Annotated in this window: 15 protein-coding genes; 11 read left to right on the top strand and 4 right to left on the bottom strand. The window is 40.1% G+C overall.

Annotated features, from left to right (window positions below):
• Positions 1-5: 5 nt before the first annotated feature.
• The 7 genes from AC1F2U_RS02450 to AC1F2U_RS02420 all read left to right on the top strand — a co-directional run bounded on the left by AC1F2U_RS02450 (position 6) and on the right by AC1F2U_RS02420 (position 8,799).
• Positions 6-1,937, top strand: a complete 1,932-nt coding sequence (locus AC1F2U_RS02450) for a TolC family protein (protein WP_480259694.1) — start codon at positions 6-8, stop codon at positions 1,935-1,937.
• Between the two features lie 81 nt (positions 1,938-2,018).
• Positions 2,019-2,246, top strand: a complete 228-nt coding sequence (locus tag AC1F2U_RS02445) for a hypothetical protein (RefSeq protein WP_480259693.1) — start codon at positions 2,019-2,021, stop codon at positions 2,244-2,246.
• Positions 2,247-2,939: 693 nt separating this feature from the next.
• Positions 2,940-3,461, top strand: a complete 522-nt coding sequence (locus AC1F2U_RS02440) for a hypothetical protein (RefSeq protein ID WP_480259692.1) — start codon at positions 2,940-2,942, stop codon at positions 3,459-3,461.
• A 760-nt stretch (positions 3,462-4,221) separates the two neighbouring features.
• Entirely contained in the window at positions 4,222-4,719 is a 498-nt protein-coding gene (locus tag AC1F2U_RS02435; RefSeq protein WP_480259691.1) for a hypothetical protein, read from the top strand.
• 760 nt (positions 4,720-5,479) lie between these two features.
• Positions 5,480-5,815, top strand: a complete 336-nt coding sequence (locus AC1F2U_RS02430) for a hypothetical protein (protein ID WP_480259690.1) — start codon at positions 5,480-5,482, stop codon at positions 5,813-5,815.
• A 324-nt stretch (positions 5,816-6,139) separates the two neighbouring features.
• Positions 6,140-7,111, top strand: a complete 972-nt coding sequence (locus tag AC1F2U_RS02425) for a YegS/Rv2252/BmrU family lipid kinase (protein WP_480259689.1) — start codon at positions 6,140-6,142, stop codon at positions 7,109-7,111.
• A gap of 137 nt (positions 7,112-7,248) precedes the next feature.
• The gene (locus AC1F2U_RS02420; RefSeq protein WP_480259688.1) at positions 7,249-8,799 is read left to right on the top strand and encodes a metallophosphoesterase family protein; all 1,551 of its coding nucleotides are present in this window, start codon (positions 7,249-7,251) and stop codon (positions 8,797-8,799) included.
• Between the two features lie 392 nt (positions 8,800-9,191).
• Here the strand turns inward: AC1F2U_RS02420 and AC1F2U_RS02415 are convergent, their stop codons facing one another.
• From AC1F2U_RS02415 to AC1F2U_RS02400, 4 genes are all read right to left on the bottom strand, one after another.
• A complete protein-coding gene (locus AC1F2U_RS02415) occupies positions 9,192-9,599 on the bottom strand; it encodes a hypothetical protein (protein ID WP_480259687.1) in 408 nt (135 codons plus the stop codon).
• A gap of 346 nt (positions 9,600-9,945) precedes the next feature.
• Positions 9,946-10,380: a CAAD domain-containing protein gene (locus AC1F2U_RS02410; protein ID WP_480259686.1), complete on the bottom strand. Its 435-nt coding sequence runs from the start codon at positions 10,378-10,380 to the stop codon at positions 9,946-9,948.
• Between the two features lie 175 nt (positions 10,381-10,555).
• The gene (locus AC1F2U_RS02405; RefSeq protein ID WP_480259685.1) at positions 10,556-11,017 is read right to left on the bottom strand and encodes a BON domain-containing protein; all 462 of its coding nucleotides are present in this window, start codon (positions 11,015-11,017) and stop codon (positions 10,556-10,558) included.
• A gap of 142 nt (positions 11,018-11,159) precedes the next feature.
• Positions 11,160-12,440, bottom strand: a complete 1,281-nt coding sequence (locus tag AC1F2U_RS02400; RefSeq protein WP_480259684.1) for a histidine kinase — start codon at positions 12,438-12,440, stop codon at positions 11,160-11,162.
• Between the two features lie 546 nt (positions 12,441-12,986).
• Between AC1F2U_RS02400 and AC1F2U_RS02395 the strand changes: the two genes are divergently transcribed.
• The 4 genes from AC1F2U_RS02395 to AC1F2U_RS02380 all read left to right on the top strand — a co-directional run bounded on the left by AC1F2U_RS02395 (position 12,987) and on the right by AC1F2U_RS02380 (position 20,218).
• Entirely contained in the window at positions 12,987-16,109 is a 3,123-nt protein-coding gene (locus AC1F2U_RS02395; protein WP_480259683.1) for an MFS transporter, read from the top strand.
• Between the two features lie 342 nt (positions 16,110-16,451).
• Complete coding sequence (locus AC1F2U_RS02390; protein ID WP_480259682.1) at positions 16,452-16,766, top strand: hypothetical protein; 315 nt, start codon at positions 16,452-16,454, stop codon at positions 16,764-16,766.
• An 876-nt stretch (positions 16,767-17,642) separates the two neighbouring features.
• Entirely contained in the window at positions 17,643-18,341 is a 699-nt protein-coding gene (locus AC1F2U_RS02385) for a calcium-binding protein (protein WP_480259681.1), read from the top strand.
• A gap of 1,208 nt (positions 18,342-19,549) precedes the next feature.
• Positions 19,550-20,218, top strand: coding sequence for a calcium-binding protein (locus tag AC1F2U_RS02380; protein ID WP_480259680.1), 669 nt, complete (start codon positions 19,550-19,552; stop codon positions 20,216-20,218).
• The last annotated feature ends 407 nt before the right edge of the window (positions 20,219-20,625 follow it).

The following is a 20,625-nucleotide window of genomic DNA, read 5'->3' as shown; positions in this document are numbered from 1 at the left end:
TTAATATGCATCGGCATTCTCAAGAAAATTCCAAATCCTCAAACCGTTGGTCTTTTATTTATATTTTGTTTTGCAGTCTTAATTGGGTAGGTATTCTTGCTACAACTTTAGGCATTGCAGTAGTGTTTATTCCTGCTGTTCGGACACAATTAATTATCAAATCTAACCAAATTGAAACAAAAAAAAATCAAATTCAACTTCAGCAGCAATTAATAGTGCCGCCTATTATTGAAAAAAATAATATTAGCCAAATTCAGCAACCTAAAACCTCTGAAATAAAGGCCATCCCCTTTGCTGAAAAAGTTATACCATTTAATCAAATATTTGCCCTTGCTGATTCCTCGAACAACCAAAGAGAGCTATCCAAAATACCTCCAGCAAAAACGTCTTTACTACCACTTACCAATTCCCAACCTCTGATTTTGAATCCCCACAGCCAACCACAAGTAACGCCAGCTTTTTCAGAACCAGTTTCACTATTAGCTCAGAAGAATTCTTTCAAGCTAGCTCAACAGCGGTCAGCACCCCAAAATCAAATAGAAAATCAAATAATTAATGAAACTAATCCTCAATCAAATTTACCTATTAATCAACCACCAAATCTACAAGAAATTAAACTGAAACTTGCAGATGTAGTTGTCCTGGTTTTAGCAAATAACAGAACAATTAAAAATGCCTATCTCGATAGAATTATTCAAAGAAAAGACTTGGAGGTTGCAGAAAATAAATTTGCACCTAACTTCACACCAAGTTTGTCATTTACAGTGGATGAACTTGGTAATAATGGAATCACATCAGGTAATCCGGGAGTCGATCTAGATACACAAATTTCTGTAAAAATTCCCACAGGTGGAGAGGTTAGTTTTGGATGGACAAACAATAATCAATTTTCAAATTTTAATGAGAATAACTTACTACAGAGTTTAAATCTAGGTTTTAGCCAACCTTTATTAAGGGGAGCCGGGACTGAAATCAACAAAGCCGATATTAAAGCTGCTCGACTAAATGAACAAAACAATATTCTCGCTTTAAAATCTATATTAAGTGAAACAATTACGAATGCTATCCTGGCGTACCGTGAGTTACTTCAGGCACAGGAAATACTGAAAATTCAGCAACTGGCGCTAAAAAATGCCGAAGATTCATTACAAATCACGCAAGCTTTAATCAACGCAGGTAGAGAAGCACCGATCGCTATTATCCAAAATCAGGCATCTGTAGCTAATCAGGAAGTAAGTGTATTAGCCGCTCAGAATCAGCTTGAGGGGAGAAAGTTAGCTCTTTTGCAAATTCTTGATATCGATCAAAATACCAAGATATTTGCGGCTGAACTTCCGACGATCAAACCGACGATTCTGGAATTTAACAACCTGAAGGAAATAGCATTAAAAAATCAACCCACTTATTTGCAATCACAGCTAAACCTGGAAAGAAGTAAAATTGAAGTGTTGCTGGCAGACAATGATAAACGCTGGGATTTAAATTTTAATGTTAGTTTAAATAATACTACTAATACATCAACTGATGTTAGAACTGGAATAAGTTTAAGCCGATCATTTGGTGATTTAAGTCGAGAACAAAGGCCGGAGCGATCGCGCATTGAATTACGCAAAGCACAAATCTCTTTGGAGGATTCACGGTCAACTTTAGAAATTCAATTAGCAGATATAATTAGAAATGTTAATCTGAGTTTTTCTCAAGTAAAACTTGCTCAACAAGCTACGGAATTATCTGAAAAACAACTTGATGTTGAGCAACAAAAACAGAAATTGGGCAGGGGTTCAGGAATATTCCAGACTATTCAACAGCAAACTGCTTTAGTAGAAGCAAGAAATGCTGAACTCGATGCAACTATTAACTATCTCAATACTTTGACAAACCTTGACTTATTACTTGGCACTACATTAAACACTTGGCAAGTAACCATCGAAAATTAATCATAAAAAATCTAAAATCTGTATCCCCTTAAAAATTTGGGGTCAGCAATTACAGCAGATTTTATCTGAATAGCCAAAACTTTGCTAGGGAATGCTGTTGCTACTGCTGATTCAACTGCTGTAAGTGACATAAAGGCAACTGCTTTTTCGCTAGCTCAAGCAGAAACAATCCTTGGTGATGCGGTGGCTATAGCGAGTTCAACCGCTATCAGTGGGCCTGGTAAAGGTAAACCACGTCTTGTTCAATTACTAGCCAGTGCAAGAAGCGCTCTGGGCGGTGGGTGGGTTACAAGCTTTTCTCCTGAATAATATCACTAGAGGGGGGATTATTCCAGTCTCACAAATGCCTACGCCGGGCTGCGCCTACGTGCACATACTCAAAAAGGTGTTTAACGCTCTTTTTTAATCTGGTGAGATAAAAATCTTAGACAAAATTTCAAACCCAAATATCGTTGGAAATTTAGACTTAAAATTCTCATCGGAAACTCGAAATATCGATTCTTTTATAAAACCTTTATCTGCAAGTGTTTCAGTATATTCTCTGAAGAGAGTGACAAAAGAGCATTAAGTAAGTTGGCACAATCAAACCAAACTGTGTGAAGAAAGATGTACTAGGCTAAAATCCTCTTCCCTTTTGCCTCTTGCCTCCTAGATTATCCTAACTAAAATTTTTACGCAGGCTTATTTATTAATCTTATACATATATTTAAAGGTAGCGAAGTACACAATTTAGGTTTTAAAGCTAGGTAGTAGAAAGCCTATTTTTCTCTGAAAAAAGTAATTACGACTCCGGAATTATGCTGTATTACATTAAATTAAGTTAATTTTTTTATGTACATCTACTGATGAAAATATGGTACTATCCTGCTAGCGCACTGCCGATTGAGAGCAAATAACTGCTGTTAATTGGGATAAAACTCCAGTTGGCATCAAAAAACTAGTGGAGTCGATAGCGCAAGTAGTTTTACATAGACTCAAGTTCAACCCTTAAGAGCTAAAAACATGATTAACGCACATTTCAAAAAAGTAGCCGCTTTAACTCTCGGATCTCTGCTTACTTTCTCTAGTTCGACATTTGCAAGTACATCTAATGTTAAAGTAATAAACCATGCAACACGTTTGGGTAACTCCGAGCTCCTTGCTGCTACCCTACCACCTCTAAGTAATAATACAGCGTTCGCAAAATCGATAGCCGCTGCGGAAACTGCATTGGGTCCGGCTCAAGCTGCTGCTCTTTCAGGAGCTATTGGTGGACCTAAGAAACAGGCTTTAGCTGAGTCTATTGCTAAAGCCACATCATTGATAGGGACTGCTGTTGCTAGTTCTGATTCAACTGCTGTAAGTGACATAAAGGCAACTGCTCTTTCGCTAGCCAAAGCAGAAACAACCCTTGGTGATGCGCTGGCTATAGCGAATTCAACCGCTATTAGTGGTCCTGGCAAACCAGCTCTTGCTAAATCACTAGCCAGTGCAAAAACAGCTGTGGGCGCTGCGACTGCTGTTGCTCAGAGCTTTGCCTCATAAAACTAAGAGGATGTTTTAAAAATCATTGGCGAATATAATTCGCTACTATACAAGCTCTTGTCAACCTCTGTCGAATGTATACAAAATCAAGAATTTACTAACCTTCGGCAGATTTTGTTTTTTGTAACCAAGCCGCTGCGTTGAGCAAGTATCCCCCACTTGTTCGCGTAGTGTCTGTGACAGGAGAAGCGAGTGATATGCAATTTATAATTGCTAAGATAGATAAAATCAACTTTTAAAACATCCTCTAATCTCGACTTTATCCAAATCCAAGAATGTAAGCCTTAAAATTTTACAAAAGTTATAGCTTTGTGGCAAAAATTTTTACCTACATAACTAGTTTTGATAAAATCGAAAAAGTCAAAACCTAAGTTTCATAAAAATTTTAGGCTCTGCAAACTTATCTTGTGAAAATAGATAAAGTTGAGTTAATGAGTGACCTAGTTGAAGATGAAGAGACAGTTGAATTGAAGAGTAACTTTTGTCAGCACAATTCAACCTAGTACCGCAAGGCAGAATTCAAAATTCTTGCATTCGTCTTAAAAAGTTCTGAGCAGGGGTTTCCTTTGCTCAGACTTGACGCAAAATTTAAAATGAATACAACATAAGCGTTTCATTAATTTTGAATGAGTGATTTATTTACGCCGTGCTGTACTAGAAAGCGTTCTCTTGACAGGAGGGTTTCCCCTGGCGCTCGGAACCCTTGAGTTCAGCGAGGATGAACCCATCCTCTAGTTTTTTAAATCAGGAGATGAGCAGGATGAAAAACAATTGCTTTAGTAAAGTACCTCTTCTAGCGATCGGCTTGCTGGTAATTTCCTCAGGTCAGGCATTATCATTGTCATCTAACAACAAAGACTTAAGTCATGGGGATGGACTAGGTAAGGCCAACTTAGCGATCGCTCAAGACAATATATCGCTAGGTTTTGCCGTTGGCGTTGCGGTGAAAGCATTAGATACAGTAATAGTTAGATCTCAAACGGTGGCACAGACCATACCAGTAAACGTCCCATCAGAGTATAGAGATATTGTCTTACCGAAGCTTCAACAAGCCGTACAATCTCTAGCTAGAGCTCAAAGTTCAGCTCAGAAGGGAGATAACACTCAAGTGGCTAGGGCGTTATCTATAGCAGTAACGGTTCTGGGTGAGGCTCGAGCGGACGCTGTAGCGGATGCTGGTACTGTGCAAGCAATAACTCAAGTTATTGCTAAAACAAATCAAGCTCTAGCTATAGCAACAGGTAAGTCTTCAACTTAGAGTTAAACTTCATCTAGATTAAAACCTGTAGTTTTTAGAGTGTTGGCTGAAAAGCTAATATAGACTTCATCGCACCAATCCGGGGTTTTTGTACGCTAAGAAATTTTTAAGTGCCTGAAACGACGATTTTTGGTTCAAACTAGATCAAAACTAGCACCATAACATAGTTATCTTACCAATTTTATGGTAGAAAGCACTTGCTGAAAAGCTTACCCTATCTTAGTTTCAGCCTTAACGTACAAGAGTGCTGTTTCAAAAGCCTAACCCGCCATTTGATGAAGTCGATATAATAATGCTTTTGTTGTCGAACATGGGCTGCTTGTAGCTTTTGAGTTGTCGTTGTGCAAGACAATAACTCTACTACATCAGCCCTATTTTTCATCCTCTTTTTTTAGCAAAGGTATTGTTCATCAATTCAATTTATCAAGATTTCCATATACGGATGCGATCGCACTGATCGGCAATCAATAATCCCTAAAGATAAGGGGTAGAAGCAGGTGTTTTACTATCTCATTGTTTATCCGCTTGTCGATTCTCTTGTAGAATTGGCATTACCAACTTTGCTTTGATACCGAACTGTTTCACGAAGTCTGCACGACATGGTTCTATATCTGCTTGTTCAAGATTAGCGAACCGCGGGTTTTACCCAATGAATTTGCTTGATGGTATTCTCTAGGAAACACTTCTTCTGGAAACGTTTCTCCTAAAATTTTTGTGTATTCAGGTAAAACTGTTAACAAATTAATCTATAGCTCCAGTAATGTACTACATAGCGCGTTTATTCTTTGATAAACAGCTTACAGTTATCAACAGCGGTAATTTTACATTCCAATCAGAGCAAATTTTACAGACAGGTGATAAGGCATTTATTGTAAGTTCGTATTCTAAAAACTATTCAATACCTGGAGCTATGCCTGTTTGGCAAGGAGTCAGATTTAAAATTTGCGATCCTCACTTTCAAATAGCTGTTCCAAAGGTCAATGGCGATATAAGTTACGCTTTGGCTTGGTCAGTTGATTCACTTAGAATGCAGCAGAAGCTTAGAGAAGCTACTCTTACTGTCTCAAATAATCAAGCGAAAATTTTAAATTTTTGATGAAGGACGACTCGATAAATTAAATGTAGCCGGTGAAATCATGTATAAATAATCGTATTAATCAACTTTCTGGCTTTTTTGTAACTTGAAGATGTTGCGATATCTCACAATGGCGATCGTAACATCTCAAGTTTCAGCTAGTAGCCACCAAATTTTGGGAAATAACCAAATCTAGTTAGCAGTGTATGATGCGATCGCACACCGCGCTGAACTTGGTCGATATATCTAAAAAACTCAGCCCGAAAAGAGAAGTTGAAAATTTCCAGGAATGCTAAGAATAATTTGTTATCTTCATTAGTTATCCAAGCTTAGTTATTATACCTTATGAATCGTTCCGCCTGTCTGATCTTCAATCCTGTTGCGGGTCAGGGCGACCCAGATACAGAGCTAGCAGAAATTCGGGCAATATTAGAGCCAGAGATCGATCTAGATATTTATTTTACAACTGAAGAAATCGATGCTGACCAACTGGCATATCAAGCTGTAGAGCGAGGAGTAGATGCAATCATTGCTTCTGGGGGAGATGGTACTCTCTCAATAGCGGCGGCGGCTCTTGTGGGAACTGATATCCCATTTGGGATCATTTCCAGAGGGACAGCGAACGCTTTTGCCACAGCTTTAGGAATTCCTGACACGATCGCAGGTGCGTGTCAAACAATTTTGCAGGGAGCAACCACCCATGTAGACGTAGCCTATTGCAACGAGCGCCCAATGGTACTCTTGGCAGGTATTGGCTTTGAAGCTGAAACTGTAGAATTGGCAGACCGAGACGCCAAGAATCGCTTTGGGATGATGGCCTATGTTTTGGCAGGAATCCAGCAATTAAGAAATTTAAAAAACTTTGATGTTGAAATTGAAACTGAAGATAGGATAATTAAAACTAGTGCCAGTGCAGTAACGGTAGCAAATGCCGCGCCTCCCACTTCAGTTTTGGCTCAAGGCCCAGCAGGTCTGGTTTATGATGATGGGTTACTAGATTTAACAATTGTCGCTCCAACTAACAAGGCAGGAGCGATCGCTGCTACGTTTCATCTATTTCAAACGGCTTCCACAGGTAACGCCGTTGAACGAGATGATATTGGTTTCCTGCGAGCCAAACAATTTAAAATTACCACTGAGCCACCACAAAAAGTTGTTCTAGATGGTGAAATAGTAGGCACAACACCTGTAGAAATTAAGTGTGTACCAGCAGGCTTAAGAATTTTCGTGCCATTAGTAGAAGAAGTTGAGCCGACCGAAAAACTAGAGGGACTCCCTAATCTGATTATTGAGATGAAAGATACGGCGGAAGAATAAGGGCAGAGGTGCGGAGGGGCAGAGGGGCAGAGGGGAAAAATTTACTGCAACTTCCCCTTGATCGCTGAGTGCAGCCTCTTGTAGAGAAGTGCTGCTCCCTTGCTCACCTTCAATTGAAAACTCAGGAGTAGGTTGCATTGAAACTTGTATCTGATCCAACGATCGCTAAGAAAATTCGGAAAATGAATCAGCGGGTACGGTGGCAAGATCCGTTAATTGTTGAACGCGATATCGACCAAACTCGACTGGTTTTGGAAGATGGTCAAACAGACAATTCTGAGTTCTCATTTTTAGTTGTCGGTGATAGTGGTTCCGGTAGACACAGAGGACACAATCCCCAGCGACAAGTAGCTGAACTTATGCTGCCCCATCACAACGAATCCCGTTTTATGCTGCATACGGGAGATGTGATTTATTTAGTGGGATCGAGTGAATATTACCAGCAAAACTTCATCCAGCCTTACCGAGAGTTTCTCTCCGGCATAGAGCATCGCAAACGGATTGCTTACGACCAGATGGTTTTTAAGCTGCCCATTTTACCAGTGCCGGGAAATCACGATTACTATAACTTGCCGATTTTATTGAGCTTGGCATCCTTAACAACATTACCCATTCGCCGCCTGTTGCGATCGCGGTTAGACTTAGATGTCGGTTTACATGGCTCAGGATGCGGTGACGCTTACGCAAAGGCGTTTCTCGACTATCTAAAAGCGTTTCAGCTTCCAGGAGAGTTAGCCAGCCACTTAGATCGCTACTACACAGCCAAGACAGATACAGGTCGTTGTCTTTCCTATCAACCTGGGCACTTCACCCGCCTTCCCAATCGCTATTACACGTTTTGTTATGGCGGTATTGATTTCTTTGCTTTGGATTCTAATACCTTTAACGATCCACCACCGCTACCGAAAACAAAAAAAGGTAACGCCGATCGCAAACTCCTAGAAAAACGCCGTGAAGATTTCGAGCAAGAAAAGCTAGAAATCATTGAAACCTCAGCCAAACTTCGCCCCGAAAATCCGAATGAAGCCGATCAATTAGATGATTTTCATGCCAAGATGTCACAAATTGAAGAACTGATTGTTGATATCGATAAGCAACTAGCCACGAATAAAACAACGCTGACGGATATCGAACAACTGGATTGGCTCAAGCAAAGATTAATTGAATCTTGGAATAATCCTGAAGTTCGGGGAAGGATAATTTATTTCCATCATCCTCCTTATGTAACTGAGGCGACGAAGTGGCAACAAGCACAAACTCTAATTGTTCGCGATCGCCTGCGTGGGGTATTGGATGCGGTAGCTAAAGAAATCGGTTCCTTAAATCAGGGTCGTCCTTTGGTAGATTTAGTAATAAATGGTCACGCACACTGCTTGGAACACCTGGAAACAATGGATACGGGACACGCTGATTCTCATATCCACTGGATTGTTTGTGGCGGTAGCGGGTTTAGTTTGCGACGCCAGCGAATTGAGGGAGCAGATTTGATGGAGGAGAATAGATTAGTGGCGCGATCGCATCTCTTCATCGGTCGCAACGGTCAAGGTTTTCAGAAGCGACGGCCTTATTCAGGTTTACGTATTGACGTTAAAGGCGATGGACAGCCTAAGTTTATTGTCCGTCCTTTGGTTGCCGAATGGTATCAGCGGCAATGGCATAATCGCGAACTTGAGCCACTTATTATCTAGTAATACTGCTGTATTAAACCCGTAGAACCCCAAAGCGCTTTGTCTTTTATTTGTTGTAAGTCCCCAATGGGATTGTTTCGACTCGTACCAATTGGAAAAAAGAATCAACAAATAGACCATTTGTAGAGACGCGATTCATCACGTCTTTACCCAAGGATGTGTTGCAATCTATTAATTGAATTGGTATCAAAATAAATGTAGAGACGTAATATGTAATATTATGTCCGACTAATTAGTTATAATTCTCAAATCTATGCAGAAAGCGTAAAAACCCTGCCGCTCTGCGGTCTTAAAGACACAATATAAAAAATTAGAGACGCAGTTATTGCGTCTCTAGAAAACACCTATTTAGCCTTCTTACGTGTAATTGCACCCAGCAAAAGAGTAGTTAATTAAATGATTCCTGGGCCTCTACCGCGGCTGTCGCCCTTATCTGTCAACTTGCCTTCCTCGTCCTGATTCACTTCTCCAAGTTCTTCGATGCGTTGTTCCCTATCTTCTGCCGCTTGCTGGCGTGCATCACCCGGTTCTTCGTAATACATTTCCGGTTCAATTGCATAGTTATTAGACAAACCTTCATTATCTACGGTATAGCCGTCAGTGGTACGTATACTTTCTGAATCGGTTTGATCGTCAGTAGGTGCATCTGCTTCCCGTTCTTCCGTGGGACGAGTTTTGAACTTATCTCCTTCTCTTTCCATTCGAGCGGCGGTTTCAGCAGGGATAATGCCGCGATCGTAATTATTGACTTCCGCTCTATCGGATGAATCTGTATCTCTCTTAACTGCTTCATTAGCCATAATTTATGTCCTCGTTAAAGAATCTATTAAATAACTTCAGAAACTAGATTAGGCTGTTTCTGATCTCCAAGCTACTATCTTGAGAAGTGACTTAAATTTAAAAATAATGTTATATTCTCTATCTTTTGATGTATCTAAAAGACTAAGATAGAGTCCGGTTAAATACCGTGAATTGATATTTATTGGTAGAACAAGGGTTTTGGTTGAAGTAAACTTATACATCAAAAGGGCAATTAGAAACTGCAACTATTAAGAAACTCTACCCAATTCCGCAGACGCGGACAAGAGTTTGTATAGTTGCGAATTCTATTTGCCCGTGTAAATCCTAGTTTAATAGTCAGTAAATTTACTCGCCCACGAATTGGTTTTTCAGTAATTGAATTTCATCGGCTAATTCTTGGCGAGTTGAAGCCTTCAGTAGATAACGGAAAACAAACCAACTGGTGTAACTAATTCCAATTAACTCAAAAAGTGGTGATAGTAGGGGAATATCATTGATTGCAGCTAGTATCGTCAGTACTATCCTAGCTGTAACAATCGCTGCCAAAATTAAAGCAACGGTTATTAGAGGCTGCTTGTAGTTCCGAAAAAAGTCACTTAAATATTGGGGCAGTTGCTCTAAAAATTGAGAAATTTGTCTGTTAATTTGCTGCCATTGAGATTCAGGTTCAGGTGCTGGCGGTAACTTTGGCAAGTTTTCAGTATCAGTCCCTTCCAGTGCTAGCGTACCTTGTGATAAGGAAGCATTGATAGATTCACGTTGCTGTTGTTCGGTTTCCATAGTTTTTATGTTTGATAACTACAAGACTTTGTATAACTGAACTAAGCATCAACAAATATAGTTTCAGTTTTCAATTATTAGTGGTCAGTTAAATTTATTACTGACCACTGAGAGTTAACAGGAGCAGTTAAATCTGTTTATGCCTACTGCTCACTTGGATTTTTTGTTAGTTGCTTTAGTTAGTTACTGTGGCAACAGTTGCTTTCACAACTACACTATTCACACCTTTAATTTCCTTAGCTAATTTTTCAATTTTAGCCAACTCCTGCTGATTGGTGACAGTTCCGGCGACAGTAACAACACCACCGTCTGCGGCATTAACTGTTAGTTGACTCTTGGGGATATTAGCCTCCAATTTCGAGCGAACTTGACTAGCTAAGTCACTTGGATCTCTTTTTGTATCGCCACCAGTGACATTATTACGCTGTTCGCGGGCGCGAATGTCCTCATTGAGTTGTCTTCTACGAACTTCACTTTGTGCATCTTTTTGAGAAGCTTCTGTTGTTTTTGCACTCGGTGTTTGGGGAGCCTCATTAGGATTGTTGGGTGCAGATTCACTTGTTTTAGAAGCGTTATCACAAGCAGCAACACCAAACACTAAAAGGCAACTAATTACAAAGGGGGTTAGCTTTTTCATTGGTTTAATTTTGAATCCGAAAGTGAAATCTGTTGATATTTACGGCAAAAGTGAGGAGCAAGTTTTTTTAGCCAGGAGCAAAGTTTTCAAATTGTTGCTCCTGCAATTTTGTCTAATTAGTGTGAGTCAAAACTACTTTAGGTTAAAGTACTTCATCACGACGATCGACAATAACTACAGCAGGATCGTTTCTATGAGGCTCTGTTGAGTAATTGGGGCGAATCGGATCGACTACTGCTGCGTCATTATGCGTTACTCGGTCGGAACCTGGACGATATTCACTAATTTCAGTTGCATCATAGATTGCAAATTCTTCAATACCTCGACGTTTAAGAATCGCTTCAGCTTGGTGGATTTCAGCTTCTGTACCATCGAGAATTACTAAGTAGTCACCTTTTTGGAAGCGATCGCTATATACTCGTGCCCTGTCTTCAGGAATTCCCAAACCAACGAGTGCGCCTACAATACTCCCAGCGGCTGCACCGATCGCACCACCAGCTAATGTTGTCGCCAAAGTGGTTGCAACTGCGCCACCTGCAATCACGGGCCCAATTCCTGGAATTGCTAAACTCCCAAGTCCAACTAATAAGCCAGTCAAGCCTCCTAGAACACCGCCTGTAGCAGCTCCAGCTTTTGCACCATCATCTGCTTTATTACCAGTACCAACATTTCTGTCTACATCTACACCACCGATCCCATGACCGTCTGTATCTTTGGCAATAATGGAGACTTGATTCAACGAAAAACCTGCATCTCGTAATTCTGTAATTGCGACTTCAGCATCTCGACGATGAGAAAATACCCCGATCGCCCGTTTCGTAACACCACTATGACCCGCAGCCGGAGTTGGAGTCACATAACCAGTGGTTGCATTTGTTGCATCTGGGTGGTCGTAAATGCCAAACTCTTCTACACCCTGATGATTTAAAATTGCTTCTGCTCTATGGATTTCTGCATCTGTACCATCGATAATGACTAAATAGTGTCCTCGTCTAACACGTTCGTCATAAACTTTAGCTCGTTCTTCAGGAATTCCTAAACCAATTAATGCACCAAGCAAACTACCAGCTACTGCACCAATACCAGCGCCAGCAAGAGTTGTAGCTAGGGTAGTTGCTGCGGCTCCAGCCAACATAATTGGCCCGATTCCAGGAATTGCTAAAGTGCCAAGACCAACTAATAAGCCAGCCAATCCGCCCAAAGCACCGCCTGTAGCTGCTCCAACTTTAGCACCTTCGTCAGATTGATCGCCAACGCGATCGCTCACATCTGCACCAGCAATATCGTCTCTGTCACCATCTTGGGTAATGACAGAAACTCTGTTCATGTCAAAACCAACTTTTTTTAATTCATGTAGAGCATGTTCAACATCTCGACGATGAGAAAATACACCTACAGCACGTTTATGTACGCCGACTACCATTATTCTTTCTCCTCAGCAAAAATCAATTATTTACTAATTCATAGCTCGTAGTAACCCTTATTAATACATGTTTCTATTTTATTTTCATCAATCGCTTGGGAGAATTTTTACCTCTATCATTAGATATAGGTGTTTTTATCTAAAGGTAGTAACTAAATCTCAAATAGAAAATATATTTTATTTTCTAAAGTTTTATAACAATTATTCTTTTTTCCAATTTTTTCAATAAACAATTTCTTCAATAAAATTGATACCAAAATATTATTTTTTAGCGTTTGCTAGTGTAACTCAACCGCTCCGAACTTGCTATATCGGTAGATACAGTTTTACAAGATTCATTTTGCCTAATAAATTTTATTTAAAAAATATTAACTAAATCATAAATTTTAGTTGATTTATACAAGATAAATATTTATTTTTTAAATCCAACTTTTGGACAACTAACCTATTACTTAAGAAAGTGTCAGTTTATATAAATGATAATTAAACTGATAAATAAGCCATTTTATAAATGGGTATTTAATTGAGTAAAAGTGAGCAAATCCTATGTTTCAAGGTGTTTTAACTATTTTAGGATGGAATCAGCTATCTTTTGGATTAGCGCCCATAACTTTAGCTCAGGAAGTACTAACTCCAGAAGAAGCGTCAGTTGTTTTTTCTGGGCCTAAATTATTGGTGGCGCTGCTAGCTGGTGTTTTGATGGCATTTGCCTTTCAATTATTATTGACAAACTTTTCAGTTGCTGTCGGAATTTCATCTTGGGAAATTGATGCAGATTCTGATGATGAGTCTGAAAGTTTGGGCAAGACAATTCGTAAAGGTCAAGCTAAAGTTGGTACTTGGGCGTTAATAACCGTTAGCATCGCATTATTTATTGCTTGTTTTTTAGCAGTAAAACTGAGTCTAATTGAAAGTGCATTTTTAGGAGCAATTATTGGTGTAGTCATTTGGTCTACCTATTTTTCACTAGTAATTTGGTTGGGTTCATCAGCGGTAGGTTCTTTAATTGGTTCTATATCTAATACTGTCACTTCTGGTTTTCAAACTCTGATGGGCACGGCAACTGCTGGTATCGGTGCTAATAGTGCGAAAAAACAGTTAGTTTCTACTGCTGAAGATATTACAGCCGCAGTCCGGCGGGAATTAACTTCAGGTTTTGATTCTGAAGGGATTAAAAATACCCTTCAAAGTTCTTTAGGTTCTCTGCAATTACCAAAGCTGGATATTAAAGAAATTCGCAATCAATTTGACCAGCTTCTTAAAGATACAGATTTTCAATCTATTGATAACAGCGACCTTTTACAAAATATCGATCGCCAACAAATTGTTGATTTAATCAGTAGCCGTAGCGATTTATCTCAAGAAGATATCAATAGCATCGCTGACCAATTTGAAGGTGCATGGCAACAAGCTTTAAATCGCAAAAATCCCACAGAACAAGTAATTAATTTACTCAAGTCTGCTACTCCTGAAGAACTTAATTCTGATCAATTGGGTGAACGGCTGCAAGAACTGGTTACAATCGGAGGCGGTAATGGCAATGGTGTAATCAAGCAAGCTATTACGTATGGCTTAAGTGCAGCTGCGCCAGCAGTTCTAGAACGGTTAAACCTTTCTAATATCGATGTGAACAAAATTACAACTCAGTTGCAAAAACTGAAAGAAAAAGTTCAAGATGTCGATGTTGAGGAAATCACAGAACAACTTCAAAAGTTTAGAGAGGAAGCAACTGAGCAAGTATCTACAAAATTACCAATATCGCTAGAAAACGCGATTAAGGCAGATGTAAAAGACTATATATTGCATTCGTTCCCTTGGCACTTCAACCGAATTACCCTAATAGATGAATTTAAAGAAGTCATCTACGACGTAAATGCAGATCCAACAACTGTGAGACGGGAGTTGGAAGAAATCAATCAAGAATATTTCACCAACTTACTAAAGCAACGTGGTGATATTAGTGAAGCTAGGGTGAAAGAGATTTCCGAACAAATGGAAAGCGATCGCCTGGAAGTTTTAGAAACTGTCAAACAGGCTCAAGCACGAGAAAAAGGGCAAGATTTCCGCAGCCGCATCGAAGATTATCTACGTTCGACGGGTAAAGACGAACTTAATCCCGAAGGTATTGAACGGGACTTTGGTAACTTGCTGGACGATCCACAAGCTGGCTTTGAAGATTTAAATAGCCGCTTCGGACAATTTGACCGCGATACTTTTGTACAATTGCTCCAACAGCGTCAAGATATTAATGAAGAGGAAGCTAATAATATTGTTAGTCAACTCGAACGCAACCGCGATAATCTCTTGAATCGTGCTAGAGAATTGCAAGAACAAGCAAAAGCAAAAGCCGATGAACTGCGCCAAAGAGTTGAAGACTATCTGCGGAATACTAACAAAGACGAACTCAATCCCGAAGCGATCAAACGCGAGTTTAGAGTTTTACTAGACGATCCGCAAGCCGGAATTAGTCTCTTGCGATCGCGCCTATCGCAATTTGACCGCGATACACTAGTACAATTGCTCAGTCAGCGTCAAGATTTGAGCGAAGAACAGGTAAACGAAACTCTCGATCAACTTGAAGCAGTCCGAGATAGTATTTTGCAAGTACCGCAACAAGCGAAAGAACAGTACGAAAAAACTACAAAAGCGATCGCTGAATATCTCCGCAATACCAACTTGGAAGAACTCAATCCAGAAGGTATCAGAGCCGATTTGGAAAAATTACTCGACGATCCTCAAGCTGGAGCCTTAGCACTGCGCGATCGCTTGTCTAATGTCGATCGAGAAACCTTGGTTAAACTCGTGAGTCAACGCGGCGACTTGAGCCAAGAGCAGGTTAATCAGATCATCGATCGCGCTCAAGATGCCATTGGTGATATCCTGAGAGCGCCACGACGTTTAGCAAAGCGCACCACTCAACAAGCTTTAGATTTTGAAGCCAATCTCGAAGAATATCTGCGTAATACCAACAAAGAAGAACTCAATCCCGAAGGAATCAAACGCGATTTACAATTGCTACTGTCTTCTCCCCGCGCTGGAATTGGAAGTTTAAGCGATCGCGCCTCAAAATTTGACCGTTCGACAATTGTGGCGCTATTATCCCAACGTGAGGATATCTCAGAAGAGGAAGCTAACCGAATTGTGGATCAAATTGATTCTGTTCGCAGCTCGATTGTCGAACAATTCCAACAGATTCAGCAGAGAGTGCAATCATTGCTAGATGGAGTTTTTGCTAAAGTTCGTAACTATCTCAACTCCCTGGATCGTTCCGAACTCAACTATGAAGGCATTAAGCAAGATTTTGCGAAAGTCTTCGACGATCCCCAAGCCGGATTTGAAGCATTGCGCGATCGCCTCAGTGAATTCGATCGTGACACCTTAGTTGCTGTATTGAGTTCTCGTGAAGATATTTCCGAGGCAGATGCTAACCGCATAATTGACCAAATAGAATCGGCGCGGGATGGCGTATTACAACGAGCCGAACGCATCCAGAAAGAAACTCAAAAACGCTTGAAAGCGATTCAAGAGCAAGCTAAAAAGCAAGCCGAAGAAACCAAAAAAACCGTGGCTAATGCTGCGTGGTGGATATTTGGGACAGCGATTACTTCTCTTGCTGCCAGTGCGATCGCAGGTGCGATCGCTGTAACTGGCATAACTCTACCTGGATAAATAAAATATCTGCATCATCAGGAATTTTGAGAAATCCAAAGTGGCATTCAGTCTTTATAAATGAATGCCACTTTTTTATTTATAAAAAAAGTATCGCGATCTCAAGTCCCGTTAATTATTATTTCTTAAACTGGAGTTTAGACTAAATAGCCTGTGCCTCAAGAAAAAATAAGGGGTGTGCTTGAACACAGGCCCCCTATTAGCAGAATCACCAGAGTTGAACCACCAACTCTCGTCTGCCAATATGAAAAGTGACAAATTAAAAGAATTTCGTCAAGCAGCGTACAAGTATTTAGGTCGAGCGCATGACGCGACTTTTGAACTGATGTTCTCACTGGAGGATTGGGTAACGATGTTTTCGATTTCAACTTCGTTTTTGAGAGTCAACCTGGTTTGTTACAGGATGCGATCGCTGATTTTGTTGGAAACGGCATCCTTGCAGGGGATCAAATCGATCTATCTACCATCGACGCCAACTCCACTAAAGAGGGCAACCAAGCCTTCACTTTCATCGGAAGTCGTGCATTCTCTGGAATCGGTCAAATCCGTTATTCAGGAAGTATTCTCCAAGGTAGTAATGATGGCGATCTGTCGGCTGAGTTTGAAATTCGGCTTACAAGAGCGCCACAACTAGTGGAAAGCGACATTATCCTTTAATTTAATATTATCTGCCTTGAAAATAAGGCAAAATGCAGAATTTTGATAATTGAATAGTCACAAAAAGAGATAAGTTTAGCTTGCCTTTCTGATAGTTTATAGTTATTAAATTGCGCCGCCTCTACATCAGAAAATCAGGTAATACAATCGCAACTGTTGCAATGATGCCACTTAATGAAAAAACGTCAGAGATTTGAGAAGGCACATTGTAACGCAAGGGATGTGCGATGTCTACGAGGGGCTACGCCTACGCGCTGGTTAACAAGGCTTTTAAGTTATTGGGAATTACTTCCTTATACATAACTAAATAAATCACCGAATAAATCTCAAAAAGCAAAACCAACCCTATCTGAACAAAGGTTTCAGATTTTGTTTTAGCGAGAGGAATAAAAAAGCGCTAATTACTCTTTCTTATAGATAGGAAAAACTAGGTTTGAAAGTAATACTATAGTTTGTGTAATGATAAATAAAATCAAAACTTCAAAAAGCTATGCGCTTCTGTAGGAGGAAATCTACTTGTTTCATACCATCCTACTACTGCAACCAGTAAAGATATAAGGACATGACATTACTCTTGGCATAATTTTGATGCCAACATCATCAATACATCTAGTGCTTGTCAAATCTTCAAACTTAACAGCAAAGACCTGTTCCGATCGGGTGTGGTTCAGTTGTGTCTTTCCACTCGTTATTTCTTTGCCTTGTTTTCTCGGCTTTGCTGAATGAAAGTGTGAAATTTAAAAATTCAATATTTGAAACTGTTTCCTTTACACCTTTGGGTGAAACCAAATTCATACTTTTAATCAGCAACACCGTTTTCTGATGGGAAAGTGACGAGGTTATTTTTTACCCTCTAAGTTCAGGAGAAACTTACTAATGGCAATTATCAACGGTACCATTTTTAATGACAACAATACCATCAATGGTTTCCCACTAATCTTTCGTCCTGCCCTAAATGGGGGTGCTGGCAGCGATATCCTTAACGGCAATGTCGGCGACGATATCTTAAATGGGGGTGCTGGCAGCGATATTCTTAACGGCAATGCCGGCGACGATAGTCTAGATGGGGGTGCTGGCAGCGATATCCTTAATGGTAATGCTGGCAGCGATACCCTTACTGGCGGTGCTGGCAGTGATATTCTTAACGGTAATGCTGGGAGCGATCTCCTCACTGGCGGTGCTGGCAACGATACCCTAAATGGCGATGCTGGTGGCGATATCCTCACTGGCGGTGCTGGGACTGATTCTCTTACTGGCGGTGCTGGCAACGATATTTTCGATTTCAATTCAGTTTCAGATAGTCCTACTGGTTTGTCACGAGATGCGATCGCTGACTTTGTTGGAAACGGTATCTTTGCAGGCGATCAAATCGATCTATCTACTATTGACGCTAACTCCAGTGTAGCGGGCAACCAAGCCTTTATTTTCATCGGTGCTGGCGCATTCTCAGCAGCCCGTCAGGTTCGTTATTCAGGAGGTATTCTTCAAGCTAACACTGATGGGGATCTGTCAGCTGAGTTTGAGATTGGACTGACAGGAGCACCATCACTAGTGGCAAGCGACATCATCCTCTAATCTAATAGACCTTTTGCAAAAGCGCTGAACACCCTACTTCTAAGAGCAAGCGTTTAGGAGTAGGGTTCTTATTTATGATTTATGCAAACAGTCTATCTAATATTGAAGAATAATTTAGGTACAAAGCCAAACATACTCCAACTGTGAGAAAATGCAGTAGCCTTTAACCTGTTAAGAATGATATCGCTATAATCAAGCGCAGTTAAATACTAACAAAGTTGCTCATATTAACTGCACCTAACAGAAGCATATCTAAAAGATAGAAAATTACCAATGCTGCGTATGCACGAGAAAATCTGTTAATACAATCAATCGCAAAAGTTGTGATGGTGTCACAATAGCCAAATTGTAACGTTAGGGGTGCAGCGATGTCTACGACGGGCTACGCCTACGCACTGATCTAACAAAAGAATGGGACTAAGTTAAAATACAGCCCCAATCGATCCTGGGAGGCTCCGCCTCCAATGGCTTTAGCAGAGGCAGCAGCCCTCTCGAAATACATTTCCAGTTTTAAGACTGGAAGCAAATTCAAGTTATACAAATCTTTAGGCTTTTCTTCGTGTCATACGTATAACAAAGCTTTTAACTTATTGGCAATTATTTGTTATATATAACTACAGAAACCACTAAACAAATATCAATATGCAAAACCAACTCATCTGCACAAAGGTTTTCGATTTTATTCTGGACAGAGAATAAAAGAAAGTTAATTATTCTTTTTTATCATAAAAAAGTTTGCTGGAGGGTAATACTATAGTATTGTTATTATGAATACAGTATCAATATCCTCAAATCTATATAATTACGTAGAAAAATTCTACGATTCCTTAGTATTTTCTCACTGAAACAAGTGAAAACATAAGGTACAAGGGCATCAGATGATTTTTGGTACAGTTTTGATATAAATATCATCAAATACATCTAGTACTTCTTAAATATTCTCAAATATTCTCAAATATTCAAACTTAATAGTAAAGACCTGTTTCAATCAGGTTTATTCAAGAATATATTCCCATTCTTGATATTTTGACCTGGATTTGTCGGCGTTACTGAATGAAAGTATGGAATTCCCAAATTCCATGTTTTAAATTGCTTGCTTTATGCATTTGAAGGAAATCAAATTCATACTCTTAATCAGCAATGCCGTTTTATAATGGAGAAGTAAAGACGTAATTTTTTTTTCCTCTAAGTTTAGGAGAAACTCATCAATGGCAACTTCAATATCAATCTCCTACGGTAGCGGCAGTGTTAGTGCCAGCTCTAGTAGTCATAGCAGTAGCACTAGTAGCAATAATGGTCAGAGCGATGTCGGTAACACTAGTGGTGGCAACAGTACCCTTGTAGGTGGTAGTGGCAACAGTCTCCTTAACGCTGGTGGCGGCAATGATAGCCTGTTTGGTAATGCTGGCAACGATACTCTTAACGGTGGCGCTGGCAACGATAGCCTGAATGGCGGTACTGGCAAAGATATTCTCACTGGAGGATTGGGTAATGATACTCTCATCGGCGGTGATGGGGATGATGTCCTGACTGGCAGTAGTGGAAAAGATATTCTCACTGGAGGATCGGGTAATGATATTTTCAAGTACAACTCAATTTCTGATAGTCCACTTTCGTCACGCGACTTAATCACTGACTTTCGTGGAAATGGGAGCTTGGCAGGCGATCGAATCGATCTATTTAATATCGATGCCAACTCCACTGTTGGGGGTAATCAAGCTTTCAGTTTCATTGGGAGTGGCCAATTCTCCGCACCCGGCCAAATCCGTTATTCAGGAGGTATTCTCGAAGGTAGCACTGATGGGGATCGGTCGGCTGAGTTTCAAATTCGGCTTATAGGAGCACCACAAGTAGTGTCAAGTGACCTCATTCTTTAATTTAATATTCCTGCCTTGAAAATAAGGCAGGAGGCAGAAGGCAGAAGGCATTAGAGAATGAAAATATTTCTTTCCCAGTCCTCAGTCCCTAGTCACTATTTTCAAGGCAGATATAATTTTGAAGAAGAACTCTAGTGCAAAGTTATAGTGTTTCCAACTATGCACCGGAATCAATATCAATATACTAAGCTATAAACGTAGAAAGTCAGAGCCTCAACTTGCGGCAATGGCTTTTTTTCATATTTAAATTCGTCTTGCTATCCCTAGTACCGCAAAGCGGAAGTCAAAAGTCAAGGCTTCGGCTTCGCTCAACCTTGACCCTAAGCACAGTCGAAGTGTCAAAAGTCAAAAGAATTATATTCCAAGCTCTTGCGCTATTTGAAATGGTATGTTTTTTTACGCGATTA

This window comes from Nostoc sp. LEGE 12454, from assembly GCF_056620565.1.
Note: the sequence above shows the minus strand (reverse complement) of the source record. Positions and strands in the feature narration are given on the sequence as shown.

Excerpts from the sequence above, each read along its gene's own strand:
- AC1F2U_RS02450 (WP_480259694.1), top strand. The coding sequence starts at position 6 with ATGCATCGGCATTCTCAAGAAAATTCCAAATCCTCAAACCGTTGGTCT.
- AC1F2U_RS02440 (WP_480259692.1), top strand. The coding sequence starts at position 2,940 with ATGATTAACGCACATTTCAAAAAAGTAGCCGCTTTAACTCTCGGATCT.
- AC1F2U_RS02435 (WP_480259691.1), top strand. The coding sequence starts at position 4,222 with ATGAAAAACAATTGCTTTAGTAAAGTACCTCTTCTAGCGATCGGCTTG.
- AC1F2U_RS02430 (WP_480259690.1), top strand. The coding sequence starts at position 5,480 with ATGTACTACATAGCGCGTTTATTCTTTGATAAACAGCTTACAGTTATC.
- AC1F2U_RS02425 (WP_480259689.1), top strand. The coding sequence starts at position 6,140 with ATGAATCGTTCCGCCTGTCTGATCTTCAATCCTGTTGCGGGTCAGGGC.
- AC1F2U_RS02415 (WP_480259687.1), bottom strand. The coding sequence starts at position 9,599 with ATGGCTAATGAAGCAGTTAAGAGAGATACAGATTCATCCGATAGAGCG.
- AC1F2U_RS02410 (WP_480259686.1), bottom strand. The coding sequence starts at position 10,380 with ATGGAAACCGAACAACAGCAACGTGAATCTATCAATGCTTCCTTATCA.
- AC1F2U_RS02405 (WP_480259685.1), bottom strand. The coding sequence starts at position 11,017 with ATGAAAAAGCTAACCCCCTTTGTAATTAGTTGCCTTTTAGTGTTTGGT.
- AC1F2U_RS02400 (WP_480259684.1), bottom strand. The coding sequence starts at position 12,440 with ATGGTAGTCGGCGTACATAAACGTGCTGTAGGTGTATTTTCTCATCGT.
- AC1F2U_RS02395 (WP_480259683.1), top strand. The coding sequence starts at position 12,987 with ATGTTTCAAGGTGTTTTAACTATTTTAGGATGGAATCAGCTATCTTTT.
- AC1F2U_RS02385 (WP_480259681.1), top strand. The coding sequence starts at position 17,643 with ATGGCAATTATCAACGGTACCATTTTTAATGACAACAATACCATCAAT.
- AC1F2U_RS02380 (WP_480259680.1), top strand. The coding sequence starts at position 19,550 with ATGGCAACTTCAATATCAATCTCCTACGGTAGCGGCAGTGTTAGTGCC.